This window comes from uncultured Mesonia sp., from assembly GCA_947499595.1.
GTDB classification, from domain to species: domain Bacteria; phylum Bacteroidota; class Bacteroidia; order Flavobacteriales; family Flavobacteriaceae; genus Mesonia; species Mesonia sediminis.
Genome location: CANMOY010000002.1, coordinates 183,432 through 198,230 on the forward strand (window position 1 = coordinate 183,432; position 14,799 = coordinate 198,230).

Consider the following 14,799-nt stretch of genomic DNA (forward strand, 5'->3'; position numbering starts at 1 on the left):
ACCTTTGCTACTATACAATATTTTTTAAACCCGTTCAAACAAATGCGCGAAATAGAACGTAAATTTTTAGTAAAAAACAACCGGTATAAAGCCTTGGCTTTTGAGAAGAAATATACCATTCAAGCCTATTTGAATACAAATCCCGAACGCAGTGTCCGTATTAGAATTCAAGAACAAAAAGCTTGGATAACCGTTAAAGGAAAATCTGATGAAAAAGGTTTGAGTCGGTTTGAATGGGAACAAACTATAGCTGTAGCTGATGCAGAAAAACTTTTGAAAATTTGTGAGCCAGGTGGTATTGAAAAATATCGCTATTACGTGAAATTTGAAAATCAGTTATTTGAGGTAGATGAATTTCTAGGAGAAAATAGCGGATTAGTGGTAGCTGAAGCTGAATTAGAAAATATAAATCAGCCACTTGCTTTACCCGATTGGATAGGAGAAGAAGTGACGGGTAATAAGGCTTATTATAACGCCTCCTTAATGAAATTACCCTATACAAACTGGTAAAAAAAAAGCAAATCGATTTTTTCGATTTGCTTTTTTGCTTGTAATACAATTCTCTCTATTGCCATCCGCCTCCCAAGGCACGGTATAAATCTACAATTGCTTTTAAACGATTGTATTTTGCATCGATCATACCTAATTGAGAATTTAAGGCATTTTCTCTAGCGGTAAGCACTTCTAAATAGTTAGCAAACCCATTATTTAAGAGTTCTTCAGAATAATCTGTAGCCTTTTGGTTAGCGTTAAATTCTTTTTGTTTTAGAATTTGCTTTTTTTCAGCAGCCTGGTAGGCATACATGGCATCTGAAACTTCTTTACTCGCTTGCAAAATAGCTTCCTTAAAACGCAATCTTGCTTGTTCTTGTTGGGCTTGAGCTACTTCATATTGCGTTTTTATTTGGCGTTTATTGAATATAGGTTGGGCCAAGCCAGAAACTACATTTGCGAATAATGAGTTGGCATCAAGCAACTCACTTAAATCTAAACTCTGAAAACCTGTATTGGCGGTTAAAGTTAAAGATGGGTAAAAGTTACTACGAGCAACATTACTAAGCTCAAAAGCATTTCTAAATGCCATCTCGGCAGCAATTACATCGGGTCTATTGCTTAAAAGTTGTGCTGGCACTCCAGTTTTTAATTCGGTTATAATTTGTTGCTCGCTCAAAGCCGATCGAGGAATAAATTGAGGTGCCTCTCCTAAAAGAATAGACATACTGTTTTCTAATAAGCGTACTTGTTTTTGCAAATCTACCAATATGGCCTGAGCGGTATATAATTGCGCTTCGGTTTGTTGAACCCCAACTTCAGTTAAATTCCCAGCTTCTTTTAAGGCGTTGGTAGTTGATAAACTATTTTGCCTGTTTTCTATGGTTTGTTCGGTAATCTTAATCTGTTCATCTAAGGCAAGTAATTGGTAGTAAATATTCGCTACAGAGGCAATTAATCGGGTTTTTACAGCCTTATGTGCGGCCACGCTTTGCAAATAAGAAGCTTCAAATGCTCTTTTTTGGCTCCTAATTTTTCCCCAGATATCGGCTTCCCAAGACAAGCCAGCACTCAGTTCATATTGATCTAAAGCTCCATTAAAAAAACTACCAAATTGACTGTTTCTAGCCAATTCTTGATGGGTCCATTGTGCATTGGCGTTCAAACTAGGTAAATAACCTGCTTTACCCTGTTTTAAATAAGCTTCTGCAGCGATAATTTGCTGCAAGGCCACCCTAATATCGATATTGTTTTTAAGTGCCGTATTGATATGGTCTTGCAAAATACTATCAGTAAATAAATCTTGATAGGATAGCTGAGCCAAAGATGTAGAGTCTTTAGCTATTTGATCTGTTCTATAATGAGTTTCCTCAAGCACTTCTGGCTTTTGATAATCTTTTGCTGCAAAACAGGAAACCAACAAAAAGGGCATACTGGCAATTAGCAAAAGATTGTATATTCTATTTTTTTTCATTATGCATTTTTTTCGTTTAATTCTTGTGCTTCTTTTTCTTTTTCAAGCATGGTTTTACCCACAACTTTTTCTTGTAACCACTGAAAGAAAATATAAAGTATAGGAATAATAAACACCCCTAAAATAGTACCTATTAATAACCCGCCTACTGCACCTGTACCAATAGAACGGTTACCTTCTGCACCTGTACCAGAGGCAAAAACCAAAGGCAATAAACCTATGATAAAAGCCAAGGAGGTCATTAAAATTGGTCTTAATCTTACTTTTGCACCTTCTAAAGCCGCTTCCACAATGGGCATACCATGTTGCCTACGTTGCATAGCAAATTCTACAATCAAAATGGCATTCTTTGCTAATAAACCAACCAGCATAATCAATGCAATTTGAAAATAAATATTGGCTTGCAATCCTGCAAAATAGGTAACCATATAGGCTCCTAATACCCCCACTGGCAATGATAATAGAACCGCAAATGGTATAAAATAACTTTCGTATTGCGCTGCTAAAATAAAATACACAAAAACAATACTTAATAAGAAAATGAAGAAAGCCTGTGATCCTGCATTTACTTCTTCTCTGGTTAAACCAGAATATCCAATTCCATATTTTGTTGAAAGTTGACTAGCTTCTTCTTGCAGGGCTGCAATAGCATCACCAGAAGAGAATCCTGGAGCCGAAGCTCCACTTACGCCCACAGAATTAAATAGGTTAAATCGAGTTACTTGTTGCGGACCATAAACACGTTTTAAATCGATATAAGTAGTAATTGGTGACATTTCACCTGTATTATTTCGTACGTATATAGAGTTTAAATCTTCAATACTGGCTCGATCTTCGGGAAGGCCCTGTAAGAAAACACGATATTGTTTACCGTAGCGCGAAAAATCGGCGGTATAAATACTACCAATATAACCTTGTAGTGTATTAAATATGCTAGCAATTGAAACCCCTGCTTCTTTTGCCTTAGGTACATTTATATTGAGCTCATACTGCGGATAATTAGTGTTAAACGAACTCTGAACATACTGTATTTCTGGACGTTGATTTAGTTTGCTTAAGAAATTTTGAGCAGCTAAGTCTAAATCATTGAAGCTTCCCCCACTTTTATCAAGTAATTTAAACTCAAAACCAGAGGAAACGCCAAATCCAGGTATACTAGGAGGTGCAAAGAATATCATTTTTGCCCCTGGAATTTGAGCACCTATACCAAATAGTTGTCCGGTAATTGCGTCAGATGATAAAGCATCATCTGTTCGCTCATCCCAGGGAGCTAGGCGTACAAAGGCAATTGCGAAGTTACTCCCTTGTCCGCTAATTAAACTAAAACCATTTACAACAGTTACTCCCGTTACTCCAGGAATTTGATTGGCCTTATCTTTTAATTGATTGGTAATCGCTACAGTACGGTCTAAAGAAGCACCTGCTGGCAACTCTATATTAGCAAAAAGCACCCCTCTATCTTCATTAGGAACAAATCCTGTTGGTGTTTTTTCTACTGCAAAGTAAATTCCGGCTACAGCCAAAACCAATATAAATGGGGTAATCCATTTGTGTTTGTAGAGAAAAGATAAACTTTTAACGTAGCGCTGGGTAGTAGCTTCAAAAGCCGTATTGAATTTATGGTAAAAACGCTGTAACCAAGATTTATTTTGGTGCTCTTCGTGGTTGGTCTTTAAAAATAAAGCACACAGCGCCGGACTCAATGTCAAGGCATTTACTGCCGAAATGGCGATAGCTACAATCAAGGTAATACCAAATTGCTCATAAAAAACACCTGTAGGACCCGTTATAAAGGTTACCGGAATAAATACCGCGGCCATTACTAGGGTAATTGAAATAATTGCTCCTGTAATTTCATCCATTGCGGTACGTGTAGCCGATAAAGCTGACTTTGCCCCTTCTTCTAATTTGGCGTGTACAGCCTCAACTACCACAATCGCATCATCTACCACAATACCAATAGCTAAAACCAAAGCAAATAAGGTAAGTAGGTTAATAGAATAACCAAATAAATTTAAAAAGAAGAAGGTACCAATAATAGAAACAGGAACTGCTATGGCAGGAATTAACGTTGATCTAAAGTCTTGTAAAAAGATAAAAACAACGATAAAAACAAGAATAAAAGCTTCAATTAGCGTACTGATAACCTTACTTATGGAAGCTTCTAAAAATTCGTTTGAATCTAAGTTGATGTAAACCTCTAAACCTTCTGGGAAACTTTTCTCAAATTCATCTAATTTTTCGTGTACTTGCTTTATAATCTCTTGTGCATTTGAACCTGGCGTTTGGTAAACTGCCATATTAACTGCTGGGTAACCATTGGTGGTAGCTTGAACATTAAACCCTTCGGCATCTAGCTCAATTTCGGCTACATCGCCAAGTCTGAGATACTCTCCGTTGTCTAAGGCTTTTATTATGATTTCTTTGTATTGCTCTTCAGTTTTATATCTTCCGCTATATTTGATAACGTATTCAAAAGACTCGGCATTGTTTTGACCCAAACTACCTGCAGCTGCTTCGGTGCTTTGCTCGTTAATTGCTGCACGTATGTCTGAAGGCATCAGGTTATAAGCAGCTAATTTTTCAGGTTTTAACCATACTCGCATGGCATAGTTACGTGTTCCAAAAACGGTTACATCTCCTACCCCATCAATTCTTTTTAAAGCGGGTAGAACATTGATATTTAAGTAATTTTGAATGTAAGTAGCATCATAATCTTTATTTTTAGATAAAACAGCCAAGAACATCAATGCACTGGTTTGTTGTTTTTGCGTGATTACACCAGCTTGCACAACTTCTACCGGCAATAAAGGGTTGGCTCTCGCTACCCGGTTTTGTACGTTAACCGCAGCAATGTCTGGATCGTAACCTTGTTTAAAAAATACCTGAATTTCTGCCCTACCTGAATTACTTGCGGTAGAGGTAATATAGTCCATACCTTCTACCCCGTTTACTTGCTCTTCAATAGGAATAATAACACTTTCAAGAACGGTCTCTGCATTGGCTCCTGGATAATTAGCGGTAATCTGTACGGTTGGAGGTGCAATATCTGGATATTGTGAGACAGGAAGGCTTATAATCCCTAAAATTCCTAAAATCACAATTACAATGGAGACTACTGTACTTAATACAGGTCTCTCTATAAATTTCTTTAACATAATGAGCTGAGCTATTAATTATTTAAATATAGTTTCAATAGGCTTGGCAATACTGTCGAATGGCACAAGCATAGGTTTGATAGGCATATTGTTTCTAAGCTGCCCGGTACCTTTTGCTACAAATGAATCACCTTCCTTAATTCCTTTTTTTACCACAATCAAGTTAGATACGCGATCAAGTACTTCAATAGGTTTTTCTACCGCTGAAGTGTCTCCTTGAACGCCAAATACGTAAACCTTCCCTTGTCTTTCAAAACTTGACAATTCAGGTATTACAACCTTGTTTTCATATTTTTGTGGAATTAATATTTTCCCACTGTTACCATTGCTTAAAATTCTATTAGGATTAGGAAACTGGGCTCTAAAACTTACCGTACCTGTTTGTTTATTGATTTGACCCGAAACCGTCTCAATTTTTCCCGATTCGCTATAGATTTCGTCATTGGCTAAACGCAGTTTTACAGGTAAAAAATTATCTATTTTGTCTTGTAAATCTTTTCCTTCCGCATTAGCGATAAAATCTAAATATTGCTTTTCATTCATACTAAAAAAAGCATAAACATTATCGGTTTGTGAAACCGTAGTCAAGACATCGTTTGGTGAAACTAAAGCGCCGTTTCTATAATTGATAGAACCCACATACCCGTTAACCGGACTTTTTATAGTCGCATAACCTATGCTAGCCGATACACTGTTGTAATTGGCTTTTGCTTGTGCTAATTTTGCTTTTGCGGTTTCAAGTTGTACGGCACTAATAATATTTTTTTCAACTAGTGGTTTTAATTTATTTACCTCCACTTGTGCAGCATTTACATTAGCTTTAGCTGCTTGGGCATCTTGTGATAAACTTTCGGTTTCTAACCTAAAAAGTACCTCTCCTGCTTTTACTTGCTGGCCTTCATCAACTTTTACTTGGGTAATATATCCTGTTACTTTTGGTCTAACTTGGCTATTTATTGTGCCTTCTATGCTAACAGGATAAGTTTGATAGCCTGTGAGCGTTTTAGTGATTGCTTTTGTAACTGGAACTTGCTTAGGGCCCATCGTTCCGGGTCCAGCCGATGTATTTTCTTTACAAGAGCCCAGTATAATGGCCATTAATATTGCAAAACCGAAAGGTATTTTATTGTTTTTCATAGTATTATTTTTCTTGACTTAGATTTTAGATATTTTCTTTATAGCTTCTTTCAAATTTTCTTGTTGAGATCTGAGATATTCCTGGTATAACTGCCGTATTTTTCGCTTTTCTGACTGGTCATCTTCATATTTTCTATTGAATTGATCTATACTATCGATTATCTCTAATTCACGATTTACCTTTAAGAGATTCTCATTTAAGTTAATCTCTAAATGATTCTTTGATACTTTAAAATAACGCTTACGATCTCCTGGCTTGGTGGAATAGTCTATATTCTTTAATTGAAGCAGTAAATTTACATTGGTTGAAATAGAACTCTTGCTGGCTCCTGTAATTTGAGTAATTTCATCGAAGGTAAGACCCTCTGATGGAGTTAAAATTAGCAAAGCTAAAATGCGCGCAGCTAAAGGAGTGATGTTTGACTTACGCTCAAAATGAATTCCTAAATGCTCTACTAATTTTTTCTTTTCTTCACTACAGCTAATCATAATAAATAAAATTTAGAGCGCAAAAGTATAATTAGTTCAGTTGATACTGAACTAATTTAATGTTAAATTTTATTTAAATGCTATTTAATTGTATTGAATGACGATTTTCTGCGATAATTGATTGCTCAATTCATCTAAAACTAGTAGTTGGTAATCACCTACTTGAGCAGGAATTTGCATTTCGTGAAAATGCTTCGTTTTACCCATATACTTCTTATTTAAATACCAATACACTTCTTTTTCTGGAAAACGATGGGCTAATTTTAAAACAAGAGGGCTAGGTTTTTCGTTAAATCCTTTGGGAAGTAAGATACTTTCTTGATTTACCGGAAAGATAAAATGCATTATATCTGGCAAGCTTTGAGAACATTCAGGCGAAAATGCTGGTATGTTCTTATAATGCGGATTAAATTGTTTGTAGTAATATGCCCAAAGTGTGGGCAAAACCAACCAGGATTGTTGTCTAATTTTCTGGTTGTCATAGCAATTTAAATTTACTTGGTATTTTAAATTCGAATCTAAATTGATGATTTGATGAAATTTACACGAGCTTGTTTTTTCTCCTTTTTTAGGAATATATGATTCTTCTGTTTCAGGGCATTGCAAACCAGCTAACATACCGCTATGCTTGCAAATATTCTTTTTTATTAGATCATCATAAGGAATGTCAAAATCTTTTGAAACAGGTAATTTTGAAAAAACCTCAAACATAATGGGGGCAGCGGCTTTAACTCCTGTTAAACCGGGTCTTCCTTCTCCATCTGTATTGCCTACCCAAATGCCTACTGCATACTTTGGGGTAACTCCTACAGCCCAAGCATCTTTAAAACCATGGCTAGTTCCTGTTTTCCAGGCAATGGGTTGTGCACTGGAATAAAATTGCCAATTCAATTCAGATTGGGGGCGATTTACTTTTTTAAGCGCCTTAAAGGTATGATAAATTGCACCAGCTCCGAAAACAGGTGATTCCTGCGTTAGTGCTCCAAAATGTTCAGCCTTTTCAGGCAGAATTGTATTTATTTTAAACTCATTAGTTCTATAAGTACTAGAATTTTTTGAATAGAAGTTTAACGTACTGGCCATATTGGCATAGGCATGGGTTACCTCCCATAAACTGCACTCGGCACCACCTAAAGTTAAAGAAAGACCATAGCTCGCAGCAGGCCGATTGACCTTGTGCTGATTCAGCCGTTTTAGTTTCTTATAGAATTTTTCTACTCCATAATCTTGCAAAAGTCGAACGGCAGGAACATTTAAAGACATCGCCAAGGCATCGTTTGCCGGTACGGCACCACGGTATAATTTATCAAAGTTTAAAGGGGAATACCCATTAATATTGGTAGGTATATCGGCCAATAAGGTATTCGGTAAAATATTGCCTTCATCTAATGCCGCGGTAAACAAAAAGGGCTTAAAAATACTCCCCGCACTTCTAGGTTGTTGTATAACATCAACATAAGGATCTTGAGGTGAATCGGGTTGGTTCCCTAAATAAGCGATAACTTTTCGCGTGGGCACATCTAAAACTAAAATGGCTAAATTTTCAATTTGATTATGCGATAAATGTTTAGCGTGTTGTTTAGCAATTTGATTGATTTGTTGCTGTAAAAAGTAATCGATATCGCTGGTTACTGGATTCTTGGGTTGATGCTGTTTTATTCTTTCTACAAAATGAGGAGCCAGATCTGGAAGCGCTAAAGGTTCTTGCGGTAAATCTTCGGCTAAAGCTAGTTGGTAAGTCGCTTGGTCTATAATTTCGTTTTGTAGTAATTTTTTGAGTAAGCGATTTCTTTTCTGCCTTAAAAGCTTTTCATTTTTACCAGGAAAAATAAGTGAGGGCGCATTAGGTAAAACAGCCAAACCAGCTGCTTGTCCCCAACTTAAATCTCTAGCTGATACACCAAAATAACGCCAAGATGCGGTTTCTAGCCCTACTACATTTCCCCCGAAAGGGGCATAACTAGCATAAAAATTTAAAATTTCCTTTTTTGAGTATCTCAATTCTAAGCGCAGTGCCTTTGCAAATTCAATGAGTTTTTCGGTATAGGTTCGTTTAGTCGAGCCTCTAGAAAGCCTTATCACCTGCTGGGTTATGGTACTGGCTCCTCGCCTTTTACCATATGCTAAATTATGATAGGCGGCCTTCGCTATAGCAACTGGATTAAACCCAGGATGCTTATAAAAATAAGCATCTTCAAACTGTAAAATTGCTTTTTCAAATTTGAAAGGAATTTTTTTGCTTGAAGGAAACCTCCATTGGCCATCATTAGCAATACGAGCACCGAGCAAATATCCGTTTTGACTATAAACAACTGTAGAAACAGGTTTATCAAATAATTTCTGCGGTAAGCAAAACCACCAGATTGCTCCTACGCCCAAAAACAGAAGCAAAAGAAAGACTTTATTCTTTAGCGAGTATAAACGTTTATTTTTGAGCAAACCGAAATTTTTAACGTATAACTTCAACCCACTTTCCTTTATTTCTGGCAAAATAATTTCTGTCATACATGGCAGAAACTTGAGTTCCCGGCAAATAGTACTTACCCAAATAAGAAGCGTTTAATTCAATTTCAAAAGTCTGGGTTTCCCCTGGTTTTAAATCAAAATAAATATACACCCTGTCGTCTCGAATATCACGGTAATTAGCAGCAGAACGATCAGTGCCAAAGTTGGTAAAACTGGTATTTATAATTTCCCATCCGCTAGGTAAAAACTGACTAAGGGCAATATGTTCAACCCTATCTATTCCTTGGTTTTGTATGCTTATTTTAGCTTTAAAGCTGGTACCTTGTTTTATTTTAGTTACCGCTATACTTTCATCATTGGTATTTAAAAACTGCAAATTTAATTGTAGATTTCGCTTTTCCTCTAGCTCTTCGCCTATAGGCAAAATGCCTTGTTGATTTAAATTTACAAATACAAGATTTTTTGCCCTATTGGTTATATTAATTTTCGTGCGGTCTTTAGCTTCGGGTAAAGGAACAGCCACCATAGTTTTATTTGTGCTCACCTCTTTAGACTCGCCTTGTATTTCATAAACTATAGAAAAAGGCTCTGTTGCATTGGTAGCGGCCATTTTTGCAAGAGATAATAATGCATAGGCAGTTTCTTGTGTACTAAACCATCGGTCTGACGATAAGTCTTTGGCTATAGACTGTGCAAATTCCATTTGAAGCTCTGTTTTTTCTAGTAACACCAAAGTTTCTAAGGCCATTGCTTTATCTCTAAATTTTGATTGAAAGCTGGAGCTGATTTGGTTTTTACTAGTAAAATTGTCTTGAACTGGTTTTAATAAATCTTCGGCTACCGACTTTTTTCCAAGCACGGCATATGCCGCCGCCAATCGCCAAATTGCAGTATTGCTCATTTCTTCAGACTCTCTAAGTCTATTCATCGCCGCCAGCTCTGCATTACCAGATAAAGCCAAAGCATAAAGTCGGTAAGCTTGCTCTAAACTTGTATTATAAGAGGTTAAACGGTTTTGCCATCTTCTGGCTTCCCGTCTTTGGTAATTCATCCAGTTATCTAGCAAACCTACTGGTATAGCATAACCTTGTCTTTTGGCTTCAATCATAAAATGCCCTACATAGGTAGTTGCCCAATCGTGAGCCTCACTTTGTCCTGGCCAATAGGAGAAACCGCCATTACTTAACTGGTAGTCTTTTAAACGGTTTAAAACACCTTGAACATTACTTTTTAATTCTCCATTACGATGGGCAGGTAAGTCCACCAAATCACTTAAAAATAATTGCGGAAATGCACCCGAAGTAATTTGTTCTAAACATCCGTGAGGATAGTCAATTAAATAATCTAACCTGTTTTCTAAATTGATAGTAGGTAGGCTCGAAAACACCAACTGACTCGAGTTGCTTCCTGATTTGCCAAATGACTTATAGTCTAAACTTAATTCTCCCTTAGGTTGTAAGGTACTACTAGTTGATTTATAACTTACAGGATTGGGGTTAAAAATATCTATTTCGGTTTGGCTATACGCCTTTTCGCCATGTCCTTGAGCAAAAACCTTTATTGCTTGAGGTTTTGAGGTGGAATTACTTTTAAAAGTAAAATATACTATTTGCTCACCTGGTTTTTCGAAAGTTACTTTTTTACGGGTGGTTCCTATAGCTTGCAATGCTTCGTCAAGCTTTAGACTTACTTCAACTTGTTTTATTTTGTTTTCCATTGCAAAAACAGTTACCGGTAAATTTATTTCTTCACCAGGGCTTAGCTTTCGCGGAAGCGAACTGAGTACCATTAATGGCTGAGCCACTCGAACCGATTTTTCGTTCTTACCATAGGCTTCGGTTTTTGGATTACCAGCTACCACCATAACCCGAACTGCCCCTACATAATTAGGCATATATAGCCGATGCTTTGCTTTTTGACCAGCTTTTAATTTAAATGGACCCAAATAAGAAACAACTGGTTTAAAACGATCTGCTTTTCGGTTTTTGGCACCCGCAGCCAATTCGCCACCACCAATTTCATATACGTTATTAACGCTTCCACCATAAGCTCCAATTACTTGGTCATATACATCGTAGGTTTTTACTCCAAGAGCTTCACGAGCGTAAAATGCCTGATGAATATTTGGTGTTTTAAAACCTGTTAAATCGAGCAAACCTTCGTCTATTACTGCCAATGTATAGGTCATTTCTTTTTTGTTTTTTTCGCTTATGCGGATATCATATTGTTGCTCTGGCTTTAATTCTTTCGGCATTTCAATTACAGGATTTAATTGCGTCTTAGAATCTGTTATTTTTAAAGGTATTACCCCATACAATCGAATCGGGAGGTCATTTTTGCTTTGTGCATGGGGTTGTAGCAAAGTGATGTGCGCATAAATATTTGGTGCCATTGCAGAAGTAATTGGTACTTCTAGCTGTGTTTTGCCTTTTTTTGTAGTCACCCAGTGTTGCGAAAGCACTCGGCTACCATTCTCAAGACTTACCAATGCTCTACCTACCTTGCTTGACGGGAAACTAATACGTGCTTTTTCTCCCACTTCATAGCTATCTTGATCTGATTTTAATAGAAGCATTTTCGCGGCATCTGCTGCGGCATTTGATCCTAGAGAGTAATAATCTTTAAAAAAGTAGCTTGTCACTCCTGTAGCATGACCAGAGATAGAATCAACTACCCTAATTAAATAACGACCAGCTTGGTTTTCGGGTACATTTATAAAAAGGCTGCCTTTTCCAGCAGAATCTGTAGTTATGGTTTTTTCTAAAAAAGGGGAGTGTACCTGTGTATTTTCGTAACGTGAAAGGTTTGATCTACCTCTACTCCACCACCAACGCCACTCTATTTTATATACGTATACCTTAAGTTTACGTGATGGGGCAACTTGTCCTTTGGCATTTAAACTAATTATATCAAAAGGAATTTGGGCATCGGTTTTGTGCGCACCAAAAGCCTTTGGTTCAGGAGATTTTATTCCGATGAAGTGTGTATACGGGGCCAATTTTTTAGTTTTCACATCTATAGAAAAATCTCCACCACCCTCATAAACTTTGGTTAAAAAATTCGCCTCCAGCATTCCAGGCGCATTTTTATTTAAGTTAATTTGTTCTTTAAAATTAAGACGTCCATTATGGTCTATTTTATCTTTTATCCAAGGTTTAGTGATGCTTTCAAATTTTCGAACAGGATCCTGAAACGTATAGAATTTATAGTTAGGGAAAGGTATAGCCGCAGGACTAAGTTCTACTTCTATCTCTGCTTCTAAATTTTTGGCTACGGCACCGTGTAGCCATTTAGATTGCAATGAACCTATTAAGGGTTTATTGGTGTTTAAAATCTCAGCTTCAAAATCTAAGTTTATCTTTAATCGATTCGGCTTTACCGTAGCCACTTTTAAAGTTTTTGAAAAACTTGCACCACCTACTTTTATCTGAGCTTGCCAATTACCTGTTACATCTTGTTCTTTGGTGGGTATAGGAAAATAATAAAAATTATTAATGGCTTGTGTGGGATGCGAAAACTCACTCTTATTTTCTTGCAAAACCAATTGGCCTCTTGCATCAAAAACCGATAATTGAACAGGATGTTTTTTAGGTAATGGATTTTCAATATCGTTTAAAACGAAGTTTAAATGTATAGTGTCTCCAGGGCGATGTACGCCTCGCTCTGTATAGATGAAGCCTTTTAATCCGTCTTGAACTTCTTGACCACTTATATCAAATTTACTAAGAGAAAGTGCATTGCCACCGCTTAGCTTGGCGTAAGCATATTGTTTTCCTTTTTGTGCCACTACAAAAGCAGCTTGTTGTTTGGATTTAAGCTTAACTTGCCCGTTTTTATTGGTGTAGGCTTGGCTAAGTAATTGTTTTTGATAGTTGTATAAACTCACCTTGGTTTTACTTTCGGGTTGCGTATTAAGCAAATTATTTGCCGATATGTGGTATGTATTATCTGTACCTTCTTTAACTATTAAACCCAAGTCTGAACCTAAAATATTAATTGTAGCAAAACGATCATCTTCATAATAAGAAAGGCTGCAAGGGTTATTTCTTTCTCTCCAGTTATAGGGTGTTTTTCGCCAATTGTAAAGTTCATTGTTCCAATATTGTTCTTCTCTGTAATTTTCTTCGGGATAACTAACTTCTGCTTGCAAGATGGGCTGTTGGTTTTCTTGTTCACCACAATCATAATTGCTGTATTCTTGTCTAAAACTTATCTCTACGCTATAAAGTGCACCCGGATCTGATTTAAAAAAATCAGATAAATTTAGCGCATGGGCTTTCCAGTTTTTTAAGGCAAATGCAGTCTTGTTTTCAAAAACTATAGTTTTTTGCGCTATTTTTCGCCCCACACGCTTTAAATTGTAGTTAGACCCTAGAGAAGCATCTTGTAAATGATCGAGGATGTTGTTTTTATAAATTTTGATTACCCGAACATCGACCGCGCGTAAATTTACCGTTTCAAAATAAATAGGTGTTTTGGCTGAAGCGGGTAAAATGTTCCCTTTGGAAATTAGGCGTATAGCTGGTTTGAGCTCTTCAAACGAAATATTATTGGTATAGGTGTTTTTTAGTTTGAAACCGGCTGAATTTTTTATACCGGCAAACACTTCTAATAAAACCTCGCCAGCAGGTCGTATATTTGGATAGACGTACAAAACATTACCTTCTACTTCAAATTTTAGGTTATTGCTTTCTGCCAATTTTACCAATCCTTGAAAATTTTGGTTAGGATCAAGTTGGTCAGAAAAATTTAGACTTAATGCAGCTTCGGCTCCAGAATGGGTTTGTATATCTACAATTTTAAAATTATCTTTTCCAGGAATTAAGTATTCATCTTTTCCGCTATAGTCTGCTTGTATCGGAGTACCATCATAAGTAATTTTTAGTTGAGAGTCTTCTATATATCGGGTGATATTATCAATTTTAAAACGGAAATACTGACTGCTTTCTAAATTCTCTTCCCAAATTATGGGGAGCTCTTGATCTTTTTGTTTTACTTTGAGAATTTGCTTGACTTGGTCAAGCTGAGCAACATCAGCAGTTTCTATTTGACCCGTTAAATATTGCTGAGAGTCGTTATAAGATTGTAGGTTACCTAAGTTAAGTTTGTAATTCTGCTCCAGAGTTTTAAAACTAAAAGTATAGCTTTTAAGCTCATTCGAAATATCCTTATAAATAAGATCTAAGGGTATAGTTACAAAATAGGTAGTATTCGCTTTTAATTTTTCTTGAGGTTTAAAAATTAGTTTTTTTCCATTTTCAAGATATAGTTTTCCTTTTACGGCAGGAGAAATTTCTAGATATTTTTCTGCTACTTCTTGGTTAAGCTCAACTTCGGGCCAAGGCTTATTAAAGCTAATTAGAATGGGTTCGTTTATAGAGGTTTTTCCGTAAGTATGCGTACTGATGTAAGCCTTATAATTAAATAAGCTATCTACTTCCTGATCTTCTTTTTTGCTGTTACAGCTTACTAATATTAGGGTAAAAAAGAAAAAAAAATTAAAACCGAAGCGCTTACTAAATCTCATAATAGAATAGGTTTATGTTTTAGCCAGATTTAAAAAATTGGCCCTTTTTAAAATTA

At 36.4% G+C, this 14,799-nt stretch carries 7 protein-coding genes; 1 reads left to right on the plus strand and 6 read right to left on the minus strand.

Going from position 1 to position 14,799, the window contains the following annotated elements:
- The first annotated feature begins 42 nt into the window (after nucleotides 1-42).
- Nucleotides 43-510 (plus strand): CYTH domain-containing protein, encoded by a 468-nt coding sequence (locus ACH2AZ_RS03050; RefSeq protein WP_394906593.1) that lies wholly within the window; start codon nucleotides 43-45, stop codon nucleotides 508-510.
- Nucleotides 511-565: 55 nt separating this feature from the next.
- On the opposite strand, the gene ACH2AZ_RS03055 is transcribed toward ACH2AZ_RS03050, so the two are convergent.
- From ACH2AZ_RS03055 to ACH2AZ_RS03080, 6 genes are all read right to left on the minus strand, one after another.
- Nucleotides 566-1,966, minus strand: a complete 1,401-nt coding sequence (locus tag ACH2AZ_RS03055) for an efflux transporter outer membrane subunit (protein WP_394906594.1) — start codon at nucleotides 1,964-1,966, stop codon at nucleotides 566-568.
- A complete protein-coding gene (locus ACH2AZ_RS03060) occupies nucleotides 1,966-5,124 on the minus strand; it encodes an efflux RND transporter permease subunit (protein WP_394906595.1) in 3,159 nt (1,052 codons plus the stop codon). Before ACH2AZ_RS03060 ends, ACH2AZ_RS03055 begins: the two co-directional genes overlap by 1 nt.
- Before the next feature lie 18 nt (nucleotides 5,125-5,142).
- Nucleotides 5,143-6,261, minus strand: coding sequence for an efflux RND transporter periplasmic adaptor subunit (locus tag ACH2AZ_RS03065; protein WP_394906596.1), 1,119 nt, complete (start codon nucleotides 6,259-6,261; stop codon nucleotides 5,143-5,145).
- An 18-nt stretch (nucleotides 6,262-6,279) separates the two neighbouring features.
- On the minus strand, nucleotides 6,280-6,750 hold the full coding sequence (locus tag ACH2AZ_RS03070; protein ID WP_394906597.1) for a GbsR/MarR family transcriptional regulator: 471 nt from the start codon (nucleotides 6,748-6,750) through the stop codon (nucleotides 6,280-6,282).
- An 84-nt stretch (nucleotides 6,751-6,834) separates the two neighbouring features.
- On the minus strand, nucleotides 6,835-9,255 hold the full coding sequence (pbpC, locus tag ACH2AZ_RS03075) for a penicillin-binding protein 1C (protein ID WP_394906598.1): 2,421 nt from the start codon (nucleotides 9,253-9,255) through the stop codon (nucleotides 6,835-6,837).
- Nucleotides 9,200-14,743 (minus strand): MG2 domain-containing protein, encoded by a 5,544-nt coding sequence (locus tag ACH2AZ_RS03080; RefSeq protein ID WP_394906599.1) that lies wholly within the window; start codon nucleotides 14,741-14,743, stop codon nucleotides 9,200-9,202. The genes pbpC and ACH2AZ_RS03080 overlap by 56 nt, the downstream gene beginning before the upstream one ends.
- Nucleotides 14,744-14,799 lie beyond the last annotated feature (56 nt).